General features: G+C 65.9%; 22 protein-coding genes, 1 tRNA gene and 1 pseudogene. 3 read left to right on the plus strand and 21 right to left on the minus strand.

Annotated elements, in window-relative coordinates:
* Positions 1 to 75 precede the first annotated feature (75 nt).
* A tRNA-Arg gene (locus DIR46_RS05770) sits at positions 76 to 150 on the plus strand.
* Positions 151 to 217: 67 nt separating this feature from the next.
* Here the strand turns inward: DIR46_RS05770 and DIR46_RS05775 are convergent.
* From DIR46_RS05775 to DIR46_RS05860, 19 genes and pseudogenes are all read right to left on the minus strand, one after another.
* Positions 218 to 484: a PAAR domain-containing protein gene (locus DIR46_RS05775; RefSeq protein ID WP_109344380.1), complete on the minus strand. Its 267-nt coding sequence runs from the start codon at positions 482 to 484 to the stop codon at positions 218 to 220.
* A gap of 3 nt (positions 485 to 487) precedes the next feature.
* Positions 488 to 1,975 (minus strand): T6SS immunity protein Tli4 family protein, encoded by a 1,488-nt coding sequence (locus DIR46_RS05780; protein WP_109344381.1) that lies wholly within the window; start codon positions 1,973 to 1,975, stop codon positions 488 to 490.
* 61 nt (positions 1,976 to 2,036) lie between these two features.
* Positions 2,037 to 2,495 (minus strand): hypothetical protein, encoded by a 459-nt coding sequence (locus tag DIR46_RS05785; RefSeq protein WP_205289080.1) that lies wholly within the window; start codon positions 2,493 to 2,495, stop codon positions 2,037 to 2,039.
* A 58-nt stretch (positions 2,496 to 2,553) separates the two neighbouring features.
* Positions 2,554 to 2,811 carry a hypothetical protein gene (locus DIR46_RS05790; protein WP_109344382.1) on the minus strand — a complete coding sequence of 86 codons (258 nt, stop codon included), beginning with the start codon at positions 2,809 to 2,811 and terminating at the stop codon, positions 2,554 to 2,556.
* A gap of 274 nt (positions 2,812 to 3,085) precedes the next feature.
* Positions 3,086 to 3,214 (minus strand): hypothetical protein, encoded by a 129-nt coding sequence (locus DIR46_RS27595; RefSeq protein ID WP_282433177.1) that lies wholly within the window; start codon positions 3,212 to 3,214, stop codon positions 3,086 to 3,088.
* Between the two features lie 96 nt (positions 3,215 to 3,310).
* Positions 3,311 to 3,838, minus strand: coding sequence for a MarR family winged helix-turn-helix transcriptional regulator (locus DIR46_RS05800; RefSeq protein WP_109344383.1), 528 nt, complete (start codon positions 3,836 to 3,838; stop codon positions 3,311 to 3,313).
* Positions 3,839 to 3,846: 8 nt separating this feature from the next.
* Positions 3,847 to 5,475: an AMP-binding protein gene (locus tag DIR46_RS05805; RefSeq protein WP_109344384.1), complete on the minus strand. Its 1,629-nt coding sequence runs from the start codon at positions 5,473 to 5,475 to the stop codon at positions 3,847 to 3,849.
* A gap of 117 nt (positions 5,476 to 5,592) precedes the next feature.
* Positions 5,593 to 6,285: a response regulator gene (locus tag DIR46_RS05810; protein WP_109344385.1), complete on the minus strand. Its 693-nt coding sequence runs from the start codon at positions 6,283 to 6,285 to the stop codon at positions 5,593 to 5,595.
* Between the two features lie 74 nt (positions 6,286 to 6,359).
* Positions 6,360 to 8,504 carry an ATP-binding protein gene (locus DIR46_RS27180; protein WP_229446514.1) on the minus strand — a complete coding sequence of 715 codons (2,145 nt, stop codon included), beginning with the start codon at positions 8,502 to 8,504 and terminating at the stop codon, positions 6,360 to 6,362.
* The gene (locus tag DIR46_RS27185) at positions 8,501 to 10,717 is read right to left on the minus strand and encodes a ligand-binding sensor domain-containing protein (protein ID WP_229446515.1); all 2,217 of its coding nucleotides are present in this window, start codon (positions 10,715 to 10,717) and stop codon (positions 8,501 to 8,503) included. Before DIR46_RS27185 ends, DIR46_RS27180 begins: the two co-directional genes overlap by 4 nt.
* Positions 10,718 to 10,809: 92 nt before the next feature.
* Complete coding sequence (ggt, locus tag DIR46_RS05820; protein ID WP_109344386.1) at positions 10,810 to 12,654, minus strand: gamma-glutamyltransferase; 1,845 nt, start codon at positions 12,652 to 12,654, stop codon at positions 10,810 to 10,812.
* A 41-nt stretch (positions 12,655 to 12,695) separates the two neighbouring features.
* Positions 12,696 to 13,454 carry a 3-hydroxyacyl-CoA dehydrogenase gene (locus tag DIR46_RS05825; RefSeq protein WP_109344387.1) on the minus strand — a complete coding sequence of 253 codons (759 nt, stop codon included), beginning with the start codon at positions 13,452 to 13,454 and terminating at the stop codon, positions 12,696 to 12,698.
* A gap of 110 nt (positions 13,455 to 13,564) precedes the next feature.
* A complete protein-coding gene (locus DIR46_RS26475; protein ID WP_162819441.1) occupies positions 13,565 to 14,080 on the minus strand; it encodes a hypothetical protein in 516 nt (171 codons plus the stop codon).
* A gap of 249 nt (positions 14,081 to 14,329) precedes the next feature.
* Positions 14,330 to 14,986 carry an adenylate kinase gene (gene adk / locus DIR46_RS05835; protein WP_109344388.1) on the minus strand — a complete coding sequence of 219 codons (657 nt, stop codon included), beginning with the start codon at positions 14,984 to 14,986 and terminating at the stop codon, positions 14,330 to 14,332.
* A gap of 183 nt (positions 14,987 to 15,169) precedes the next feature.
* Positions 15,170 to 15,934 (minus strand): 3-deoxy-manno-octulosonate cytidylyltransferase, encoded by a 765-nt coding sequence (gene kdsB / locus DIR46_RS05840; RefSeq protein ID WP_109344389.1) that lies wholly within the window; start codon positions 15,932 to 15,934, stop codon positions 15,170 to 15,172.
* A gap of 19 nt (positions 15,935 to 15,953) precedes the next feature.
* A complete protein-coding gene (locus DIR46_RS05845) occupies positions 15,954 to 16,124 on the minus strand; it encodes a Trm112 family protein (RefSeq protein WP_005669111.1) in 171 nt (56 codons plus the stop codon).
* Positions 16,105 to 17,130 carry a tetraacyldisaccharide 4'-kinase gene (gene lpxK / locus DIR46_RS05850; protein ID WP_109344390.1) on the minus strand — a complete coding sequence of 342 codons (1,026 nt, stop codon included), beginning with the start codon at positions 17,128 to 17,130 and terminating at the stop codon, positions 16,105 to 16,107. The genes DIR46_RS05845 and lpxK overlap by 20 nt, the downstream gene beginning before the upstream one ends.
* Before the next feature lie 42 nt (positions 17,131 to 17,172).
* Positions 17,173 to 17,610 (minus strand): ExbD/TolR family protein, encoded by a 438-nt coding sequence (locus DIR46_RS05855; RefSeq protein ID WP_205289139.1) that lies wholly within the window; start codon positions 17,608 to 17,610, stop codon positions 17,173 to 17,175.
* A pseudogene (locus DIR46_RS05860) lies at positions 17,610 to 18,217 on the minus strand (MotA/TolQ/ExbB proton channel family protein). Before DIR46_RS05860 ends, DIR46_RS05855 begins: the two are co-directional and overlap by 1 nt.
* 1,052 nt (positions 18,218 to 19,269) lie before the next feature.
* Between DIR46_RS05860 and xseA the strand changes: the two are divergent.
* Both xseA and DIR46_RS05870 read left to right on the plus strand, forming a co-directional pair.
* The gene (gene xseA / locus DIR46_RS05865) at positions 19,270 to 20,631 is read left to right on the plus strand and encodes an exodeoxyribonuclease VII large subunit (RefSeq protein WP_109344392.1); all 1,362 of its coding nucleotides are present in this window, start codon (positions 19,270 to 19,272) and stop codon (positions 20,629 to 20,631) included.
* 116 nt (positions 20,632 to 20,747) lie between these two features.
* A complete protein-coding gene (locus tag DIR46_RS05870) occupies positions 20,748 to 21,326 on the plus strand; it encodes a superoxide dismutase (protein WP_109344393.1) in 579 nt (192 codons plus the stop codon).
* Positions 21,327 to 21,413: 87 nt separating this feature from the next.
* Here DIR46_RS05870 and DIR46_RS05875 read toward each other — a convergent pair whose 3' ends face one another.
* Positions 21,414 to 22,166 (minus strand): UCP032817 domain-containing protein, encoded by a 753-nt coding sequence (locus DIR46_RS05875; protein WP_109344394.1) that lies wholly within the window; start codon positions 22,164 to 22,166, stop codon positions 21,414 to 21,416.
* A 50-nt stretch (positions 22,167 to 22,216) separates the two neighbouring features.
* The gene (locus DIR46_RS05880) at positions 22,217 to 23,287 is read right to left on the minus strand and encodes a substrate-binding domain-containing protein (protein WP_109344395.1); all 1,071 of its coding nucleotides are present in this window, start codon (positions 23,285 to 23,287) and stop codon (positions 22,217 to 22,219) included.
* Between the last annotated feature and the right edge of the window lie 102 nt (positions 23,288 to 23,389).

Here is a 23,389-nt window from a genome sequence, read left to right on the forward strand (position 1 = left end):
CTGTCTTGCAGGCGCGGCCACCGGATTGCAGGCTTTGTCTTGCGAGGCGTCGCCAGTCATGGCGGAACCTGCCTCCTCCCCGTAGCACAATGGATAGTGCACATGCCTCCTAAGCGTGGGATACTGGTTCGATTCCAGTCGGGGGGACCACCCCTTTCAATCGGAATGTTTCACCGCATCTCACCACATGCGCCTGAAATATCAGGGAACGGGTTCTTTATTGCCCACTGAAGTTTCCGATAGAAGCAATCAGGCTTGCACCACAAGTCGTTCTATGTCCGTCGTAGGCAACGGCAATGCCGTTGATGACGTGGCTCGGATCGCCTTCGGCAATCGTGCATTTCTCATGCCCCTTGACGGGACAACTGCATGCGTCACCGACGCAGGCGACCGGGACTCCATCAACCGTGAAGTGCGTGGCGCTCACACTTTCGACCTTGCCACCATGAGACGTTGCGTCACCTAATCGAATCACATTGGGCATCGCTCAGCCTTTCTCATTGGGTGGGGTTTGTTCGCCACGGCCACCGTTCGGCCTGGGATCGGCAGCATCTTTCGAAAGGTCGTCCGAGGGAGGGATTCCCACGATCGAGGTTGGCTGCCCCGCCGTGTGCGCAAGAGCAGGCGCATCATCGTAGCTGACCAGTTTCCAGACCGTCGCCGCCCGATAAGAGGGCCGTTGCCCCTTGAGTTTTTGCCAGATCGACGGTTCGCCCATTGCCACCACATGCGGCATGCGGTCGCCGGCCCGGATGAGTTGACGGCGGTTGTCCCCCGCCGTCCCCGGCCCATCGTGCTCCCACAATCCGGTCTGCGGGCAGGTGCGCCCGGTTGCGGCGAGTTCGCCCAGCGGCAGGCGTGGACCGGTGTCGGCGGATTTCAAGGGATTGGAACTGGTCGCGCGCACGCGGATGGTGCTGATGATCCTGTCCCAGACCGCGATGGCTTCTTCGTCGGTCAGGCTGGCCTTCGTGGAGCCGGCGGCGTTGTCGCCGACGCCGGTCTGGAACTGGATGTCGGCGTACGGTCTGAACGGGTCATGGGGAACGCCCGTGAATTTGGCCTGGAAGTCGTGATAAGAATGGACGTGTTCTTCGTCGGGGTTACGCAAGAGGACCTCGTAGCCTGTCTTCCAATCATGTATCCGGCGCGCGCTCTCGCGGAAAAAATCAATTTTGGCGAGCGCAAGTTTCTCTTCGGGCGTGGTTGGGCTTTCCTTGACGCGCTTCCACTGGGTCCGGAGCGAGTCGCCCTCAGGATCGTGAGGATTCGATGGTGCGACATAAATTGAAAAGTGCGCGTCGGGGAACTCTTTCAAACGAAAGCCAATACGGATGTGCTCCATCAGATCATCCTGTGTTGGATTTTGCTTGTCTGGCAAAAAAAAGTGTTCAATGCAGTTTCCGGGCTCGGCAGGGGCTTCGTCGTCCGCACGTTGCCGCAGGCGGCGGGACATGCTTTTTATGTCTGCGATGACTTCGTCTTTTTGCCTTTTCAATGGACGCGCATCAATGATGACGCCGTCATTGTTTAATCCAAAGAAGCCACTAATTTTCAGCTCAGCCATCGCTTCAAACCCTTCGTAGCCTGCGACGATTTGCCCTTCAGGCTGCCGCGTCTCGTCCACTGAAATCAGCAAGGGGATGTTATTAAGGTAAATGGCCTTTTCACTTCTCAGCTCGTCGACGAGCTTCTGGGCCAACCCCTTTACTTCATCCACGTTATCACGGTAGATGGTGACGCCCAGTGGGACATCCGTGCTCCCCCAGGCGACAGTAGCCGATACCGGCACGTCGACCGTGAACCGGCCAAAGCAGACAGTTTTCGTTTTCTCGAACATGTGTTGCAGGCGGGGAGTAGGGGCGGTCATGTTCGGCGTCTTCCATTCTTTCTGGTAAGGGTCGCATGCCGCGAGCAGCAGGCTCGCGGCAGCAAGTGGAATAAGGATGAAGCGTCTGATGGCGGTCGGGTACATGGTATTCCTTTCAGCATTTCCAGCTTGCCTTCTGGGCGATGCGCACGATGCTGTACAAGGTCTAGGCGATAGCCAGAGGATCCTTGTAGCTGGACTGATGTTCGTAGCCGGTCTGGCGGAACACACCTTTGAACATGCCGCTGTGCAGCTGGTGATCGGCGGACCTGGCGGGCACCGTCTGATCACCAGGCGCGCTTGCTGGAAGAATTGTCGCGTGAATCGATTTATTACCACTCGGGTTTGAAACCGGCGCGGCAGAAGCCTTGCTGATATTAGGATTGGGGATGGAGGGGCTCTCTGCAAATGTTTTGCCACGGTTGTTGACATCCCAACTGACCAGTTCGAGTTTCCCTTGTTTGGTATCGCTGATAATAGGCCAGTCCTGCCACCCGCTGGGGTCAGCACAGTTCCTGATTTCCCATACCACTTCGCCAAAGCTCTGTCGCCCGCGGTCGGCACCATAATGGGCGTAACTGTTGGGGTGGTAAGTGCCCGCGATCGTCTGATGAAATTGCTGCACTCGATCCAGATACCCGCATGTCCGCTCGAACGACCCGCCCCCCTCTTTTGGCTTGCGGTTAGATGGATTGATCCAGTCCCGTCACGAACTGCAGCTCGACCGGCAGTGCAATGAAGTCCTTCAGAGCGAGATCGGCGCGTGTCGACACGCACAGGAGCCGGTATTCCAGTCCGCCACACAAGCTTTCGGTTCCGCTGACACGCTGGACCAGCAGGACGTCGCCAGACGCTTGCTGTCCTCGCGAAAACCGCAAACGTATGGGGCGATGCGACTCGCTCAGGCTGGTAAATCCTTCAATCAGGTCATTGAGGTTCATTTATCCGCCGCTGAGGCTGCTTTAACCCGATGACGAAACATGGCGACAGCGCGAATTCGTCCTCGGCTATAGGTGTCTTCGCAAAACATTCCAAGAATCAATGGTAAGTACTTGGAGCGACAATATCCTTGACATCAAATAAGCCCACGCTTGTTCATGCTTTTAGTGTGGTCGCGCGGATATACAGACGGACAATGCAGGACATCCGATTGCGGTAACTTACCCAGCGGCTGCAGTTGTTGGTACCTTTTTTTGGGGATTCGGCTGACAATGCTCAGCCGATGAAGCTGGCCTTGTCCGACGCCAGGAAGGCGATGATCTTGGCGATCTCGCGCGGCTCGGCGGCACGCACGATCGGCGCGCCCTTGCCGTGCTCGGCCGGGAATTCAAGCTTTTTTTCCAACGCAGTCCGCGCCGGGAGGCGCGCGACGTGAAAACGGCGTTCTCGCTGCCGCCGCCGATTTAGATCGGCGAGCAGCCAGAGCGTGACTAGCGGCCCCTAGACCTCATCGTCCACCCGCAGTTTTCGCTTCATGGTCGACAACAAGGCGATCATGGCCGCCTTGTCCTCGCCAGGCACATCCGCTAGCATCTCCTCGATCCAGCGTTCATGCACCGCCGCCATCTCGGCGAACGCTGCCCGGCCCGCTGCGGTCAGCTTGACCGCCGACGCGCGCCGGTCGCGCGCATCCTGCACCCGCACCACCAGTTCCTCGCGCTCGAGCTGGTCGGTAATCCCGGTGATATTCCCGCCGGTGACCATCATGCGCTTGGACAGCTCGCCCATGCGCAGCCCATCCGGATGCCGCTCGAGCTGCGCCATCAGGTCGAAACGCGGCAAGGTGATGCCGAAGGTGGTGCGCAGGCGGCTGCGGATCTCGTTCTCGATCCGGGTCGTGCACGACAGCATGCGCAGCCACAGCCGCAGCGACTGGTGATGTTCGTCCGTCAGGCGGCTTTCCAGGTCCAGCCCGGCCGCCCCTCTCCCAGCGGCAGCGGCCACCTCTTTGCGCCTGTCGTCATCCATGCAATTCCTCAAACCGCTTCAGTGCGTAATTTAAACCGTTGCAGTTTACCGGTTTCGGTGCGCGGCAGCTGTTCCTTGAATAGAATTGCGCGCGGATATTTATACGGTGCAATCTGGCATTTCACGAATTCCTGCAGCTCGCGGGCCAGCTCTTCGCATCCGAGCTGACCGCTGCGCAACACGACATGCGCCTCGACCACCTGCCCGCGTTCGGGGTCCGTCCGCCCCACCACCGCGCACTCGGCCACCGCCGGATGGTGCAGCAGCGCTTCTTCCACCTCGGCGCCGGCGATGTTGTAGCCGGCCGAGATGATCATGTCATCAAGGCGCGCGCGGTAATAAAAATAGCCGTCCGCATCCATCTCGTAGGCGTCGCCGGTCAGATTCCAGCCATCCTGGACGTAGTCGCGCTGGCGCTCGTCGGCCAGGTAGCGGCAGCCGGTGGGGCCCTTCACCGCCAGCCGGCCGATCACGCCCGGCCCCACGCGCCGGCCCTCGGCGTCGAGGATGCAGGCCTGGTAGCCGGGCACCGGTTTGCCGGTGGCGCCGGGGCGGACGTCGTCGCCTGCGCTCGAGATGAAGATGTGCAGCAGTTCGGTCGCGCCGATCCCGTCGATCATGGCCAGCCCGGTCGCCGCCTGCCAGGCCGCGCGCGTCGCCACCGGCAGCGCCTCGCCGGCCGACACGCTGGCGCGCAGGCTGGCGAGCCTGAACCGGCCTGCCTGCGCCGCCATCTGCCGGTAAAAGGTCGGCGCGGTGAAGCACACCGTGGCGCGGTGCTCCGCGATCGCGCCCAGCAGGGTATCGGGCGTGAGCTTCTCGATCAGCACCCCGGCCGCCCCCACCCGCAGCGGAAACAGCAGCAGCCCGCCCAGGCCGAAGGTGAAGGCCAGCGGCGGCGTGCCGACGAAGACGTCGTCGGCCTGGGCGCGCAGGACGTGGCGCGGGAAGCAGTCGCAGATCGCCAGCACGTCGCGGTGGAAGTGCATGGTCCCTTTCGGCACGCCGGTGGTGCCCGAGGTGAAGCTGATCAGGCAGACGTCGTCGGCTGCCGTGTCGGCCGCCGTGAACGGCGCGCCATGGCGCGCCATGCGCTGTTCGAGGGAGTCGGCGGCCGGGGCGTCGAACGCCAGCACCGGCACCGCCAGGCCCAGCGCGTCGACCTCGTCCACCAGGGCGCCGGCGCACAGCACCGCGTTCACGCGCGCCTTGTCGACGATGGCGCCGAGTTCGCGCGCGCGCAGCAGCGGCATGGTCGGCACCGCGATGCAGCCGGCCTTGATCACGCCCAGGATGCAGGCCGCCATCGTCGGGCAGTTGGCGCCGCGCACCAGCACCCGGTTGCCGGTGGCCAGGCCCAGGTCGTGGCGCAGCACGTGGGCGATGCGGTCGACCCGTTCGAGGAGCTCGGCATAGCTCAGTCGCTCGCGCGCGCCGACCAGCGCCGTGCGCCCGCCCCAGCCGCGCTTGACGGCGCTGTCGAGCAGTTCGGCGACGCAATTCAGGCGCGGCGGGTAATGCAGTTCGGGCAGGTCGAAGCGGAATTCGGGCCAGGCGTGCGGCGGCGGCAGGTTGGCGCGGGCGAAGCCATCCGTGTGGCCGGACGGGGACAGGGTTGCGATGGTGGCGTCGTTCATGAATGATCCCGGCTGGGTGAGACGAGGCGACGGCAATAAGCGCTCAAGCAACAATCCAGGAATACTTTAAATCTAAAGCACCTCTTCGACAAGCGGATTCGCCACCTCTTCTTGCGCTCAGCCATGCGCGGCGCGCCCGGCCTGGCGCACGACCGCCGCGCTGGCCGTCGCCAGCGCCGCCGCCACGTCCTGCGGCGCCGGAGCACGGGTGTCGGCCACCCTGGCCAGTGCCGCGGCGGCGCCGTACAGGCCAAGCGTCTTGCAGCCTTCGCGCAGGCGGTTCAGGCGCGCCTGCGTCCCTTCGTCGCCGGGCGGCGGTTCGTGCATGGCCGCCTGCAGCTGGCGCGCCAGTCCGTCGAGATAGAGGCGCAGCCGCGCGGCGTCGATGCCGAGCCGGCGCGCGACCTCGTGCGGTGCTTCGTCCGGGGGCATGTCGTCTCCTCCGGCTGGAAACAAGCGATCGAACTGCGCGCGCACGTCCTCCTGGCGGAACGGCTTGACGATGTAGCCGCTGGCGCCCAGGGCCGCCGCTTGGTCCAGCGTCGCGGCGTCGGACGCGGCCGAGACCAGCACGAAGGGCAGCGCCGCCGTCGCACCGTCCGCGCGCAGCCGCTGCAGCAGCTCGAGGCCGGACAGGTGCGGCATGCGCAGGTCGCAAAACACGATGTCGGGCCGCAGGCCGGCCTCCAGCTGGCGCCAGGCGTCGGCGCCGTCTTCCGCTTCCAGGATCGCATGGTTGCCGCAGCTGTCGACCAGATGCATCAGCATCATGCGCGCCACGATGTCGTCGTCCACTACCAGCACCTTCATTCGCTCTCCGCCTGATCGGTCAAGACCTGCATTATAGGCAGGCACGGTAGCACGGTTGCAAGATTGTCTGCCGATCAGTGCGGCGCGAAGGCATCGAGCAATGCATGCAGCTGCGGCAGGCCGGCGCGCAGGCGCGCGTGGTCGCCGGCGTCGGCCGCCGCTTCCAGTTCGCCGCACAGCATCTGCAGGCTTGGCTCCGCCAGGTGGCCGGCGCTGCCGCGCAGGCCGTGCAGGATACGGCCGGCCGCGTCCAGGTCGCTTGATGCGACCGCGGCCGCCAGCTCACGGCGGCGGCGCGGCAGGTCGGCGCGGAAGGCGGCGCGCAGGCGCACCGCCAGCGCCTCCCCATCCCCATGCCCGGTCGCCGCCGGCCGCGCAGGCGCCGCCGGTTCCGCCTTGCGTGCGGCCGCCGGTTCATCGAAGGTCACTTCGAACATCGCGTCCAGCGCCGCCATCGCCTGCGCGCGGCTGTCGAGCGTGCCCTGCGCCGGCATCGGCTCGAGCGGCACGCCGCGCTGCAGCTGGCGCTCGATCGCGCGCGCCAGCTGGGCATGCAGCGCCGCCTCGTCGATCGGCTTGGTCAGGAAGGCGTCCATCCCGCAGGCCAGGTAGCGCGTGCGGTCCTCGTCGGAGGCGTTGGCGGTGAGCGCCACGATCATCAGGTGCGGATCGGCTACCGGCGCATCCTGCGGGCCGCCGGCGCGGATCAGGCGGGTGGCGTTGGCGCCGTCCATCTCGGGCATGCGGCCGTCCATCAGGACCAGGTCGTAGCGCTTGCGGGCGCAGGCGGCGACGGCTTCCACGCCGTTGTCGACGATGTCGATCGCGTGGCCCATCTCCTCGACCATCAGGCGCGCGATGATCTGGTTGGTCGGGAAGTCCTCGGCGCACAGGATCCGCAGGCGATGGCTGTGCGGCGCGCGCGGCGCATGCTCCACGTGGGCCGGCTCGACGCCGTCCGGCAGCGGCAGCAGCACGCTGAACACGCTGCCCTTGCCTTCCTGGCTGTTGACGCCGATGGTGCCTCCCATCAGTTCCACCAGCTGGCGGCAGATCGCCAGGCCGAGGCCCGTGCCGCCGTAGCGGCGCGTGGTGGTGGTGTCGGCCTGCTCGAACTTCTGGAACAGGCGCGGCAGCGCATCGGCCGGGATGCCGATGCCGGTGTCGCGCACCGTGAAGCGGATCATGTGCATGCCCGGCGGGCGGTCCTGGTCGCTTGGCCTGCATTCGACCTGCACCGCCACGCTGCCCGACCTGGTGAACTTGAAGGCGTTCCCGATCAGGTTCACCAGCACCTGGCGCACGCGCGTCGGGTCGCCCACCAGGAAGCGCGGCACGTTGTCGTCGACCTGGACCGAGAAGTCCAGGCTATGGCCCGCGGCCTGCTCCTGGAACAGGCTGGCCACGTTGCGCATCTTCTCGTGCAGGTCGAAGTCGATGCGCTCGACGGTCAGCTTGCCGGCCTCGATCTTCGAAAAGTCGAGCAGGTCGTTGATGATCGCCAGCAGCGCTTCGGCATTGGCCTGGCCGCGCAGGATTTGCTCGCGCGTGTGGTCCCTGAGCGCCGCGTCGCGCAGCGCGAAGCCCAGCATGCCGATCACGCCGGCCAGCGGGGTGCGCATCTCGTGGCTCATATTGGCCAGGAACTCGGACTTCTGGCGCGTCGCGTCCTCGGCGCGCTCCTTGGCCTGGCGCAGCACTTCCTCGTTCTCCTGCAGCGCGCGATAGGCGCGCGCCAGCTCGTTGCTCTGGTGGCGCCCGCGCCGCTCCTGCTCCCGCAGTTCCTGCGTCTGCTGCTCGAGCATGCGGTTCTGCTGCTCCACCTGCTCGGTGCGCGCGCTCACCTGGTGTTCCAGCCGTTCCTTGTGGCGGCGCAGGCTCGACAGGCGGAAGCGCAGGCCCACGTAGACGGCGCTGCACACCAGCACGATCATGGCGATCCGGGCCCACGGCGTGCCCCACGGCGGCGGCTCGATGGTCAGCGCCAGCGCCGCCACGTCCTCGCTCCAGACGTCGTCCTTGTTGGCCGCGCGCACCCGGAACACATAGGTCCCGGGATCGAGGTTGGTATAGGTGGCGAAGCGCTGGTCGGCGCCGGCGTTCACCCAGCCCTTGTCGAAGCCGTCCAGCCGGTAGGCGAACTTGTTGCGCTCGGGCGCGGCGAAGTGCAGCGCCGCGAATTCGAGCGTGAGCACGGCGGCCTCGGCCGGCAGGGTCACGGCGCTGGCGTTCTCGATCGGTCCCGGCAGCAGGCCCGGGAAGGCCTGCTCGAGGGGCGGTTGTAGACCTGCAGCCCGGTGATCACGGGCTTCGGCGCGATGCGGTTGTCGCGGATCGCGCGTGGGTCGAAGGCGGTGATGCCGTTGAAGCCGCCGAAATACAGGGTCCCGTCGGCCGTGCGCAACACCGAGGCGTCGAAGAAGGCGCCCTCGGTAATGCCGTCGACCGCCGTATAGCTGCGCCAGCGCCCACTGGCCGGATCGAAGCTCGAGATGCCGCTCGAGGTGCTGGCCCAGATGCGGCCGTCCTGGTCTTCCACGATCGCCGCCACGGAATCGTCGACCAGGCCGTCGTGCGTGGTGTAGCGGGTGAAGCTGAGCGCGCCGTCGCGCCCCGTCACCATGCGGTTCAGGCCCACCGCGGTGCCGATCCAGATGTCGCCGCGGCTGTCTTCCATCAGGTGGTGCACCTCGTCGTGGCTGATGCTGTTCGGGTCGTAGGGATCATGCCTGAAGTGGCGGAACCGGCCGCTGGCGCGGTCCAGCAGGTCGAGGCCGGCGAAGGTGCCAACCCAGAAGCGGCCGTGCCGGTCTTCCAGCATCGGCCGCGCGATGTCGTCCGACAGGCTGGTGAATTTCGACGGATCGTGGCGGTAGCTGGTGACGGCGCGCGTGAGCGGGTCGAGCCGGTGCATGCCGCCGCGGGTCGTGATCCAGATCGAGCCGGCGCGATCGAGCAGCATCGAGCGCACGTTGTTGGCGTCGGCGTCGCCCGGCAGCACCTGGCGCTGGAAGCGGCGCGTGCGGGGATCGAAGGAGGTGATGCCGGAGCGGCTGCCGATCCACAGCAGGCCGGCGCCGTCGCGCACCAGGGCCGCCGCCGGCACGTCGATCAGGCTGTTGGGGTCGTCCTTGTGGTGCCGGAACACCTCGGCCTTGCCGGTGCGCGGATCGAAGTGGTGCAAGGCGGTGGCCGAGCCGACCCACAACCGCTGCCCGTCTTCCAGCAGCGCGCGCACCTTGTTGTCGGCCAGTGAATCCTCCACCCCGGGCCGCGCGTTCAGGCGCGCGAAGCCGCCGCTGCCCAGGTCGACGCGCGAGACGCCGCCATACCAGGTGCCGGCCCAGAAGGTGCCGACCCGGTCGCGGTACAGGGCCGAGACGTAATTATCGACCAGGCTGTGGCGGTCGGTGACGACGTTGCGGAAGGCGTCGAAGCGCTCGTCCCCGGCGCGCCAGCGCAGCAGGCCGTCGTCGTGGGTGCCGGCCCACACCGTGCCGTCGGGATCCTGGTACAGCGTGGTGATCCAGGAGTCCTTGACGCCGTCGGCGGGCCCGAAGCGGCGCAGGTTTCCAGCTTCCGGCCCGCGCAGTTCGCGCCGTTCCAGCCCGCCGTAGCGGCCGATCCAGAGCCGCTGGCCGGTGTCGACCAGCAGCGCGTGCACCGGCCGCGAGCGGACATCCAGCGTCGATGGGTGGTGCTCGATCGTCCGGCGGTCGGGGGCCAGGCTGTCCAGGCCCGCCGCGGTGCCGATCCACAGCCGCCCGTCGGCATCGAGCGCCAGCGCCTGGATGCCGTTGTCGCGCAGGGCGCGCTCGTCGTTCGGCACGTGGTGCCACACGGTGAACTTGCCGGTCTCGAGATCGAAGTGCTGCAGGCCGTCGGCGGTGCCGATCCACAGCCCGTCGCCGCCGTCGCCGATCATGGTCTTGATCTGGCGGTTGCCGGTGCCGCGCCGGGTGGGCTCGTGCGGCGCGTACAGGGTAAAGCTGCGGGTAGCGGGATCGTAGCGATTCAGGCCGCCGTCGGTGCCCAGCCACATGCGGCCGTGGCGGTCCAGGTGCAGCACCCGCACCCAGTTGCTGGACAGGCTGCGCGGGTTGCCGATCTCGCTGCGGTAGTGCACGAAGCGGTAGCCGTCGTAGCGCGACAGGCCGGACTGGGTGCCGAACCACATGAAGCCGTCGCGGTCCTGGACGATGGACAGGACCGACTCCTGGGACAAGCCCTGCTGCACCGACAGGTGCTCGAAGCGCAGGGTCGGCTCGGGCGCGGCCGCCGCCGGCAGCGTTGTCAGCGCGGCAATGGCCAGCGCCAGGGACAGGAACAGGGAAACGACAAGGCGCGAGATCGCATGCAGGACCCCGGCCTGGCAGGCGGCGCGCGCTTTTTCCCCTGTCAGGATCGATCCGTTTTTCTGTTTGCTATCCACGGCGACAGGGTAGCAAAATCCGCTTGTCTTGAGGCAAATATGGGGCCGGGAGCGCAACAAATTGTCTTCAGTTGTGGCTTCCCGGCCGATTTTCAGTCGCCTTTGGCGATACCCTCGCGGCGCGGGTCGGCGCCGCCGAACCACATCGGCACCCCGTGCACCCGGATCCGCTCGATGCCGTGCAGGCCCGAGGTCTGGTCGCTGACCCGGATCGCATGGCCGCGCGCGCGCAGCAGGTCTTGCGTGGCTGGCGGGAAGCGCCCGCGTTCCAGCTCGGTGGGTCCGTTGCGGCTGCCGAAATTGGGCAGCGCGATCGCCTGCTGCACGTTCAGGCCCCAGTCCAGGGTCCCGACCAGCACCTTGGCCACGTAGTTGATGATGGCCGGGCCGCCCGGCGAGCCGACGGTGAGCACCAGCTTGCCGCTGTCCTTCTCGAACACGATGGTGGGCGACATGGCGCTGCGCGGCCGCTTGTTGGCCTCGACCCGGTTCGCCACCGGGCCGTCGGCGTCACGCGCGCTGAACGAGAAATCGGTCAGCTGGTTGTTGAGCATGAAGCCGTCCACCATCTGGCGCGAACCGAACGCATCCTCGATGGTGGTCGTCATGGCCAGGCCGCGGCCCTCGGCGTCGACCACCGACAGGTGCGAGGTCGACGGCGTCTCGATCGCGTTGTCCGTGCCCCAGGCGACTTCCATCCCCGGCGGCGTGCCGGCCTTCGCCTCGCCCATCGAGCGGGCGCCGACCAGGCTCGCGCGCGCTTTCAGGTAAGCCTTGTCGATCAGGCTCGGGATGCCACGGCCCGGCAGCGGCACGAAGTCGGTGTCGGCCGCGTAGCGGTTGCGGTCGGCATAGGCCAGGCGGCCCACTTCCGAGAACACGTGCACGGCCTCGGCCCCGGGCACGCCGTCCTTCGGGGCCAGCGCCTTCATGTCGAAGGTCTCGAACATGCCCAGCATCTGGGCCACGGCGATCCCGCCCGACGACGGCGGCGGCATGCCGCACACGGTGTACTGGCGGTAGTCGCTGCACACCGGCGTGCGCACCTTGGGCCGGTAGTCGGCGATGTCCCTGGCGCTCAGGAGGCCGGGATTGGTCGGGTGGCTGGCGACCTTGGCCGCGATGTCGCGCGCGATGCGACCGGTATAGAAGACGTCGGCGCCGCCGTCGGCGATCTCGCGCAGGGTCCTGGCCAGGGCCGGGTTCTTCAGCACATGGCCGACCGGCCAGGCCTCGCCATTCCTGTCGTAGAAGTAGGCGGCCGCCACCGGATCCTTGCGCAGGTGGGTCTCGCCGGCCAGCATCTTGTGCATGCGCGGGCTGACCGCGAAGCCCTGCTCGGACAACAGGATCGCCGGCTCGAACAAGGCCTTCCAGGGCAGCTTGCCATGCTGGCGGTGCGCCATTTCGAGCATGCGCAGCACGCCCGGGGCGCCGACCGAACGGCCGCCGACCACGCCTTCGGTGCGCGACAGCGGGGTGCCGTCCGGGCGTTCGAACAGGTGCTCGTCGGCCCTGGCGGGCGCGGTCTCGCGGCCGTCGAAGGCCTGGGTCTGCCTGCCGTCGTAATGCACCATGAAGGCGCCGCCGCCGATGCCCGACGATTGCGGCTCGACCAGGGTCAGCACCAGTTGCGTGGCGATCGCCGCGTCGATCGCGCTGCCGCCGCGGCGCAGGATCTGGTAGCCGGCGTCCACCGCCAGCGGATTGGCCGCGGCCACCATGTATTTCTGCGCCGGCCAGCCGGTCTTTTCGGCATAGCCGCTGGCCGCTTCGGGCGCGGCCTGCAGCGAATCCTGGGCCAGGACAGGGTGGGTAAGGACTCCGGCCAGGGCCAGGCCGAGTGCGAGCGAGCTGAGTTGTTTCAAACGATTCTCCCAAAAGCAGACGGGCGCGCCGCCGCACGACAGCGGCAGCGCGCCCGAGACCGCAGACATGCTACCTCATGTCGCGCCTGCTTGCTTTCAGGACAAGAACTTTACTTCGGCTGCATGCGGATCGCGCCGTCCAGGCGGATCGTTTCGCCGTTGAGCATCACGTTCTCGATGATGGCCTTGGCCAGGTGGGCATACTCCTTCGGCATGCCGAGGCGCGGCGGGAACGGCACCATCTTGCCCAGCGAATCGCGCACTTCCTGCGGCATGTTCATCAGCATCGGGGTCTCGAAGATGCCCGGCGCGATGGTCATCACGCGGATGCCGTTGCGCGCCAGGTCGCGCGCCATCGGCAGGGTCAGGCCGGCCACGGCCGCCTTGGATGACCCGTAAGCCGCCTGCCCCATCTGGCCGTCGTAGGCCGCGACCGAGGCGGTGTTGATGATGATGCCGCGCTCGCCGAAATCGGACTCGGGCGTGTGGCTCATCGCCTCGGCCGCCAGGCGCGCCATATTGAAAGTGCCCACCAGGTTGATGTTGACGGCGCGCTGGAACACGTCCAGCGGATGCGGACCATCCTTGCCGACGGTCTTGACGGCCGGCGCCACGCCGGCGCAGTTGACCAGGCCACGCAGGGTGCCGAGCGCCACGGCGGCCGCGACGGTGGCCTTGCCGTCCGCCTCCTGGGTGACGTCGCAGCGGACGAACTGGCCGCCAAGTTCAGCCGCCAGCGCGCGGCCGGCCTCTTCCTGGACGTCGGCGATCACGACTTTCGCGCCGCTCTCCGCCAGCATGCGCGCGGTGGCCGCGCCCAGGCCCGAGGCGCCGCCGGTGACGATGAAGACGTTGTTCTGGATGTGCATGGTGATGTCCCTTTATAAAAGTTCTGGTGCTGCTTATTAACGTTTACGTTAACGTCAATCGGCATTGTAGCGAACTTTTCAGTGGAACCACCCTGTCGCCGCTCAGGAATTCAGAAGCATTGCATCGTATTGCCGGTGCGGTTGCACAGGCGGCCTTCGCTGTTGACGCTGGCGTTGCCGACCTGGCCGGCCGTGGTGGCGCCGCTGGCGTCGGTGCAGGTGGCGCCGGTGCAGGCGCTGACCGGACGCGCGCTCGGGCCGACCGGGGCCGGCGCGGTGGCCGGCGCCGGCGTGATGCGCGCGCTCGGCGGCACCGCCTGGCTATCCTGCGGACGCGGCATCGTTACCGGCGACGGCTGCGGACGCACGTTCTGCGGCGCCGGGTGGGTGGCGGGATCGATGTCCTTCAGGCGCGACGGCTCCTGGCGGCCGGTGGCTTTTTCTTCCTGGGTCATGGGACGCATGTCGATCGTCGGGGCCGGCGCCGTGGCCTGCTGGCCGTCGAGCGAGGGGCGATAAGTTGCGCCGGTGGCCGGTTGGCCCTGGGTGGTGCCGGTGGTCTGGGCGCCAGCGCCGATGGCGGTGGCGGCGAGCAGGACGGCAAGGATGGTTTTCGGCGTATTCATGGCAGACCTCTCTCTTGACTTGATCGATGACCTATTATCGTCTTGTCAACGTGCGCACGGCGCACGAGAAACAATTTCTCACATAATCAAGGAGGCATGCAGGTCAAGCCGACAAGCAACCGCGCCCAAAAACGCCGTTCCCGCGGGGGCGGGAACTCAAGTTGCCTGCGTCATCGCGACACGTGGAAACCTGGGTTCCCGCCTGCGCGGGAACGACTTTTACTGCCAACCTGCTTTGGGTTGCTGCGCTTATTCGGACAGCGCGGCGAACGCGTTGTCGCGCACCTGCTCGACCGGGCCGACGCCCGAGATCTTGCGGTATTTCGGCGCGCCCGGCAGGCCCGACTCGGCCCACTTGCCGTAGTAGCCCAGCAGCACTTCGGTCTGGTTGTGATACACCTCCAGGCGCTTCGACACGGTCTCGGCCTTGTCGTCGTCGCGCTGGATCAGCGGCTCGCCGGTGACGTCGTCGACGCCTTCGACCTTTGGCGGGTTGAACTTGACGTGGTACACGCGGCCCGAGGCCGGGTGCGAGCGGCGGCCGGTCATGCGGTCGAGGATCATTTCGTCAGGAACGTCGATCTCGAGCACGTAGTCGATGGTGACGCCGCTGTCCTTCATCGCCTCGGCCTGGGCGATGGTGCGCGGGAAGCCGTCGAACAGATAGCCGTTGGCGCAGTCCGCATCCTTCAGGCGCTCCTTCACCAGGCCGATGATGATGTCGTCCGACACCAGTTGGCCGGCATCCATCACCTTCTTCGCAGCCAGACCCAGTTCGGTGCCCGCCTTGATCGCGGCGCGCAGCATGTCGCCGGTCGAGATTTGCGGGATGTTGAACTTTTCCTTGATGAAGTTTGCCTGGGTGCCCTTACCGGCGCCGGGTGCTCCTAACAGAATGAGACGCATGAGTTTCCTGAGATTCTAGAAAATAATGAAAATTGCTGCGGATTGTATAAATTATGTTTGCTGTTGCCAAGCCTTCTTGACACGGAAGTTACCACAAAAGTTGGCTTTCAAGCCAGTTTTGGGGGCCCGCGACCAGATTATTGATCCCGCGCAGATGGCCCCATCTTTACTCAGCGGTTGTCATCAAGACGGATAATGCAGGCGGACCCGCGCGAGGTCGTCCGGCGTGTCCACGCCGCCGTGCGGCGCCTCTTGCGTGACATGCACGGCGATCGGGTAGCCGTGCCACAGCACGCGCAGCTGTTCGAGCGCCTCGATCGACTCGAGCGGCGATACGTCCAGCTTCGGATAGGCTTGCAGGAAGGCGTTGCTGTAGGCGTAGAGGCCGATATGGCGCAGCGGCGGATGTCCTGCGAACTGCGCCAGCGGCAGGGAGTCGTGGCTGGCCGCGAAGGCGTCGCGATGCCAGGGAATGGTGGCGCGCGAGAAGTACAGCGCGCGGCCGAGCTTGTCGAGCACGACCTTGACGATGTTCGGGTTGAAGACGTCGATGGCGTCTTGGATCGGATGCGCGCAGGTGGCCATCGGCGTGTTGGCGTCGATGCGGGCGGCGCAGGCCGCGAGCAACGATGGATCGATCAGCGGCTCGTCGCCCTGCAGGTTGACCACGACTTCGTGCGCGCCCAGGCCCAGCACCTGCGCCACTTCGGCGATGCGGTCGGTGCCGGACGGGTGGTCGGCGCGGGTGAGCACCGCGCTCACGCCATGGGCGGCGCAGGCGGCGGCGATGTCTTCATGGTCGGTGGCGACGATGATGCGCGTCGCGCCGGATGCGCGCGCGCGTTCGGCCACGCGCACCACCATGGGCTTGCCGCCCAGGTCGGCCAGCGGCTTGTTCGGCAGGCGGGTCGACGCCAGGCGCGCCGGGATGATGACGGTAAAGCTCATGTCGTTCAGCCCGCCCTGCTCAGGCGGGTTCGATCTTGCGCGCCTGGTCGGCCCACATGATCGGGATGCCGTCGCGGATCGGATAGGCCAGGCGGTCGGCGCGGCAGGTCAGCTCCTGCGCCTTTTTGTCGAGTTCAAGCGGTCCCTTGCACAACGGGCAGACCAGGATATCAAGCAAGCGAGCGTCCACGACATTTCTCCACGATTTGTTCGGCCAGGCGCAGGTCGAGCTGCGCCGTGACCGGCACGACCCACAGGCGTGGATCGTTCTTCAGATGATCAATTTGCCGACATTTTACTGCATCCTTCTCGGTGATCAGGATGACATCGGCATCGACGCCGTCAAACGGCTCGTCCATGAAGTCGTGATGGTCGGGCAAGGGCAGCTCGCCGACCGTCAGGCCGGCCGCGCGCAGCATGGCGAAGAAGCGTCCCGGATTGCCGATGCCGGCGGCGGCCACGATGCGTCGATCTCCCAGCCGGGCCAGCGGCACCCGCTGGCCGCCCTGGAGCGGCTCGGCGAATTCTCCCGCCAGGTGCATGCGCCACGGCTGCCCACCGACCGCGCGCGCCAGGCCTGGGGAGATCGCGGGCGAGTTTACCACCGTGAAGTCGCGCCGGCGCGAAGGCGGCTCGCGCAAGGGGCCGGCCGGCAGCAGCCAGCCGTTGCCGACGCCGCGACCGTCGAACAGGACGATCTCGACGTCGCGCGCCAGGGCGTAGTGCTGCAGGCCGTCGTCGGCGATCAGCACGTCGACCCCGGGATGCGCCGCCAGCAGCTTTCTTCCCGCCTCCACGCGGCGGCGTCCGACCACGACCGGGCACCCGGCGCGGGCCGCGATCAGCAGCGGCTCGTCGCCCACCGCGCGCGGATCGGACTGCGGGGTGACCTCCAGGGCCGCGCCTTCCTGGCCGCCATGGCCGCGCGAGATCACGCCGGGATTGAGGCCCGCCGCGCGCAGGCTTTCAACCAGCCAGATCGTCAACGGCGTCTTGCCGGTGCCGCCGATGAAGATATTGCCGACCACGATGACCGGCACCGGCAGGCGCTCGGCCTTTTTCAGGCCGGTGCAAAACAGCAGCCGGCGCAGGCCGGCCAGCAGGCGAAACAGCAGCGCCAGCGGCAGGAGCAGCAAGGCCAGGGGCCCGCGCCGGAGCCAGGCGCGGGTCAGGGTCGATTCGAGTCGGGAAGCCATGCAGGAAGAAAAACGGCGCGCAGCCTACGCGCGCCTCGGGAATTATTTGGCGGCGCCGGTCTGGGCCGCGAAGGTCAGCTTGTCGTAGCCGGCCACGCGCGCCGCTTCCAGCACGTTGATCACCATCTGGTGCATCGCGAACTGGTCGGCGTTGACGATGATCACCGGGCTGGCCACCACCTGGCCGCCGGGCGTGCGCGCGGCGTTTTTCATGTCCTGGGCCAGGCTGGCCACGCTGGTAAAGGCCACCGGCGTATTGTTGACCGTGTAGTTGCCCTTGGCATCGACCGTCACATTGATCTCGAAGGGCTTGTCCGCCTGCTTCTCGGCCTCGGCCGTCGGCAGGGTGATCTGCAGCTCGGTGAACTTGCTGTAGGTGGTCGAGACCATCAGGAAGATCAGGATCACCAGCAGCACGTCGATGAACGGGATCAGGTTGATCTCCGGTTCCTCGCGCTTGCGGCCGCGGCGAAAGTCCATCATTTGCGTGCCCCGTGGACGACGTCGACCAGCTTCACCGCCTGCAGTTCCATGTCGACGACATAGGTGTCGACCAGGTTGCGGAAGTGGCGATAGAACACCAGGGCCGGCATCGCGATCGCGATGCCGAAGCCGGTGTTGTACAGCGCGACCGAGATGCCGTGCGCCAGCTGAGCCGGGTTGTTGCCGCCGGTCGGGCTGGCGGCGCCGAAGATCTCGATCATGCCGACGATCGTGCCGAACAGGCCCATCAGCGGCGCCAGCGAGGCGATGGTGCCGAGCGTGGTGAGGAAGCGTTCCAGGTTGTGGGCGACGCCGCGGCCGGCCTCCTCGATCGATTCCTTCATCACGTCGCGCGGGGCATCGACGTTGCGCAGCGCCGCGGCCAGCACGGCGCCGAGAGGCGAGTTCTGTTCCAGCTTATCCACCACGTCGGGCGTCACCTTGCCGCTGCGGTAGACGCGGATGACTTCATCGAGCAGGTTGCGGGCAGGATCTTCTCGCGGCGCAGGGTGATCAGGCGTTCGACGATGAGGGCGACGGCGACGATCGACGCGACCAGCAGGAACCAGATGGGCCAGCCGGCGGCTTGAAAAATGGCGAGCAAGAGATACTCCTGAGAGGAAAAAAATCAATTCGGCAATGTAGCAAGTTGGCAGCAAAGCGGCAAGTAGAGTTCTTCACAACTTCTGTGGATAAAATTGTGCGCAATGACCGCGAGGTGGAACAAGTACCTTGATTTGTAAGGGCTTTCTGAGCCTGCGCAAGAAAATGGCAGCCTCATGACTTGCCTCAACCGAACCCTGGCCTGGGTATTTGCCCACTGGGATGCTGTAGTTGCGAACAAATTCTGTGGACAAAATTGTGCGCAAGGGTAGCCGGACTCAGCTAAGTGACTGATTTCTCGGGCTTAAATTGTTGAGCCTAAATTCCGGGCAGCGAAACCGGGCTGTACTTCGTCTTCGGTCATGTGGGGTTTCGCACACTTTTTGTGGACAAAAGTGTGAGCAATGAGCGATTTATGACAGTAAGCCTTTGATTTACCTCAATAAAATATCACTGCCTAAAATATTATCATATGGCATTTTTTGCCAACAAACTGTGCCTTGAAGGCGGTTTCTGCCTTGTTTGTTCGGCCTGAGAGACGCCCGTGCATACATTATTCGCCATGTGCACAATTTTTGTGGATAAGAATGTGAGGAAGGTCGAACTTTACCACTTAAGTGCTTGATTTAATTGGCATTAGATCAGGCCGCCCAAAAAGCAGGCAGCGGCGGTTGCAGCAGTTTCAGCGCGACAAAGGGCCGGGCGACCACGCTGCCAAGCTCCGGCCCACGCGAAAGGTTTGCACAGATTCTGTGGACAACTTTGTGATCAAGCTCCCGGCTAGGGACTTAAGTCATTGATTCGTAACAATTCTACTTATCCTGCCCAATCGCTGCGCACTCCCCCTCAGATCGGATGAGTTCCCCACAGTTTTTGTGGATAAATCGCTCTCAAACGACATTACCCCACCGATAAGTCATTGATTAACAACGAATTTCAATAGATTGCATTGAAAAGCAGCAACATCGTGCCCATCATGGCCCCGGCCGCCGAACCACCCGAGGCTTGCCGATGGAGGATAATGATTGTTTTCGCCATTTTCACCAGCCCGCCATGCAAGCACCGAACGACGCCGATCCAGCCTTCACCGCCCCCGCCGTCCTGAGCGTCACCGCCCTGAACCAGCAAGTGGCGCGCCTGCTGGAGCGTTCGTTCCCGCTGGTGTGGATCGGCGGCGAGATCTCCAACTTCACCCGCGCCGCCTCCGGCCACTGGTATTTCACGCTGAAGGACGATGCGGCGCAGGTGCGCGCCGTGATGTTCCGCAGCCGCGCGCAGATGGCCGGCTTTATCCCGCGCGAAGGCGACAAGGTCGAGGTGCGCGCCCTGGTGACCCTGTACGGCGCGCGCGGCGACTACCAGATCAATGTCGAGGCGATCCGCCGCGCCGGCGTGGGCCAGCTCTACGAAGCGTTCCTGCGCCTGAAGGAAAAGCTGGCCGCGCAAGGCTTGTTCGACGCCGACCGCAAGCGCGCGCTGCCGCTGTTCGCGCGCAGCATCGGCATCGTCACCAGCCCGCAGGCGGCCGCCCTGCGCGACGTGCTGACCGCCCTGCGCCGGCGCGCCCCGCACGTGCGGATCGTGCTCTACCCTGCCCCGGTCCAGGGCCAGTTCGCGGCCGACAAGATCGCCGAAGCCATCATGACCGCCTCGCGCCGCGCGGAAGTGGACGTCCTGCTGGTCTGCCGCGGCGGCGGCTCGATCGAGGACTTGTGGAGCTTCAACGAGGAATGCGTGGCGCGCGCGATCGACGCCTGCGCGATTCCCGTGATCTCGGGCGTCGGCCACGAAACCGACGTCACCATCGCCGACTTCGCCGCCGACGTGCGCGCCGCCACGCCGACGGCAGCCGCCGAACTGGCCGCCACGCCGCGCGCCGACTGGCTCGCCTCGCTCGAAGGCGACGCCCTCGACCTGCAGCGCGCCATGGAACGCCGCCTGCACGACGCCGGCCAGGGCCTCGACAACCTGAGCCGCCGCTTGCTCAGCCCCTCGGCCCAGATCGGCCACCAGCGCCTCAAATTGCTGTCGCTGGCCACGGCCATGACGCATGCGGTCAAGCTGCCGCTGAACCGCCACGGCCTGCTGCTCGCGCAGCTGCAGCAGCGCTGGTCGCGCCACCGCCCCGACATGGGCTCCTTGCGCGCCCGGCTGGCGTCCGACAGCCGCCACCTGAACGCGAGCCTGCGCAGCCAGCTCAAGGCGCGGCGCGAGGCGCTCAATGGCCTCGCGGCCCAGCTCGAGCTGCTGAACCCGCAGCGCACGCTGGAGCGCGGCTATGCCATCGTGCGCGACGGCAAGGGCCAGATCGTGCGCGACCCGGCCCAGATCCACGCCCGCGACACGCTGACGGTGCGACTGGCGAATGGCAGCGCCGAGGTCGGCGTGGCCCAGGTCCAGAGCGTCCTCGAGTGAATCCCCAGCGCTTGCCGGGCCTGCAGAAACAGCAAGCCTGCACCGTTGCGCCATATTGCGTAGAATAACGGCGCTATAAGAACAGCAACCTTTCCCAACCACTAAGGAACGCACACATGGAACACACCCTGCCGCCGCTGCCGTATGCCAAGGACGCCCTGCAACCGCACATCTCGGCCGAGACCCTGGAATACCACCACGGCAAGCACCACCAGACCTATGTGACCAACCTGAACAACATGATCAAGGGCACCGAGTTCGAGAACCTGTCCCTGGAAGAGATCATCAAGAAGTCGACCGGCGGCGTGTTCAACAACTCGGCCCAGGTCTGGAACCACACCTTCTTCTGGAACTGCCTGAGCCCGAACGGCGGCGGCGCGCCGACCGGCAAGGCGCTGGACGCGATCAACGCCAAGTGGGGTTCGTTCGACAAGTTCAAGGAAGAGTTCAACAAATCGGCACTGGGCAACTTCGGCTCGGGCTGGACCTGGCTGGTGCAAAAGGCCGACGGCAGCGTCGACATCGTCAACACCACCGGCGCCGGCACCCCGCTGACGACCGCCGACGTGCCGCTGCTGACCGCCGACGTCTGGGAACACGCCTACTACATCGACTACCGCAATGCGCGCGCCAAGTTCCTGGAAGCGTTCTGGAACCTCGCCAACTGGGAATTCGTGAACAAGAATTTCGTCTGAATGCGCTGACCGTCGTGCCGCTCGCGGCATGATGCGTCGACGACCAGGGCCCGCTCGCGCGGGCCCTTTTTTCACCGGCGCCGGAGTCTAGTCGCCGCCACCGCCGCCGCAGCCACTCCCGCCTCCACCATCGCCGCAACTGTCGCTGCCGCCAGCGGAATCGAAGAGGACAATGCCGCCATCGCCGCTTTGCGCCGCAGTATGCGCCTGCGTCCCTGGCTTATACATCAGCGCCAGGTAGGTCATTTCACTGACCAGGCCCGCACCGAACAGCGCCGGCAGCGCGAGATCGGGATGCACGCGCGCCGGCCCCGGCCTGCTGCCCGCCGCATCGAGACGCCGGTACACGATGTCGCCGTGCTCGATCCAGTAACCGTGGCCGTTCGGCATGTGCAGGCGGGCGTCGAGTGCGAACAGCGGCGGCAGGCCGGGGCCGTGGGAAGGCCGCCCTTCCAGCGCGCGGCAGCCGACGAGCGTCTGCGCCAGGGCTGAGCGGTCAAGGGCCGACTGCGGCAGATGCGCGATCGTGGCGCCGAAATGGCGCCGGCAAAAGCGGGCGAGATCGTCGGCATCCCAGCGCATCCACGCATGCCAGACCGAGTCCGCGGCCAGCGACGGCAGTGCGCACGGCTTGCCGCGCCGTGCGGATGCGTCGAAGAATTCCATCAGTCCGACAGCGGCCCGGTGGAAGAACAGGCGTCCGGTGGGCATGCCCGGAAATTCTTCCGGTCCAACACGCTGCCAGTAGGCGTGCAAGGCCGGCGCAAGCTGCACCAGCTGTTCACGATAGCGTGACCGCCGCAGTTCACGGCGCACGCGCCAGTCATCGATCCAGTTCATCCGCCGCCATGCTCTTGGTTGACATGGCTGCATCATACCGCGCTTCGCTTCTACTCCTGGAACAGGAAGTGCAGATCGAGCCGTTCGCCGCTCAGGGCGCCATCGTAGCCGGGCAGCGCCGACAGCACCTCGCGGAAAGCGCCGCCCGCCATCGCCGCCTGCGCCGACCTCAGGAGCGGCGTGTCCAGTGCGCTCGCATCGCAGGCCAGGAAGTACCGCTCGCGTATGACAGGGATGAAGTCGAGATCGAAGCGGCGCGCCGCCGTTTCGACGCCGAAGCCGACGTCGGCCATGCCGCTCGCGACATAGGCCGCCACCGCGGCATGCGTGAATTCGGCGGTGCCGGAACGGTTGATCACGGCCGGGTCGACGCCAAGGTCGGCCAGCAGCAGTTCGAGCAGCACCCGCGTGCCCGAGCCCTTCTGGCGGTTGACGAAGCGCAGATCGTGGCGCGCCAGGTGGGCCAGGCTTGTCACGCCCTTCGGATTGCCCTTGGCCACGAACAGCCCCTGCATGCGATACGCCAGGTGCAGCAGCGCGTGGCGCTCGGGGTCGAGCCAGGGCCGGTACTTGGCGGCCGCCGCCCCTTCCAGTTCGCCGACCGGCAAATGAAAACCCGCCAGGTCGCACTCGCCGCGCGCCAGCGCCGCCACCGCGTCGCTGCTGCCCCGGTAATTGATGTCGACCGTGACGCCGTGCTCATTCAACTGCGTCACCAGCGCCGCCACCGCGAACCCGTGCGAGGCGGTCAGGCGCAACACCTGGGCGTCGCCGACCAGGACCCGCGCCAGTTCCTGCTGCAGTTCCGAGGCGAGACTATCGAGCGTGGGAGTCAGGCGGGCGTGGATGCGGCGGTCGGCCCACATCAGCTTTTCGGCGAGCGGCGACAGCACCGTGCCCTTCCCGCGCACTTTATGAACCAGCTCGACACCGAACTGCGCCGAGAACTGCTGCAACAGGCCCCAGGCATGGCGGTAGGACATGCCGCGCGCGGTGGCGGCCTTGCTGATCGAACCGAGTTCGCTCACCGCGAGCAGCAGGCCGAGCAGCGCCGGCAGCGCGGTCGGTTCGCCGGAGGCATCGCGCACGATCCAGTCCGGCCGTATCTCCACTCTGATCATATGCAAAATCCTTCATATTGAACACCGGTGAATCGGGTGCTACTCTGGCCTGAGCAGTCAATAAAAGCCGTTATATATGTTCCGATAAACATATGCAAGGCA

The organism is Massilia oculi, assembly GCF_003143515.1.
Classification (GTDB): Bacteria; Pseudomonadota; Gammaproteobacteria; order Burkholderiales; family Burkholderiaceae_D; genus Telluria; species Telluria oculi.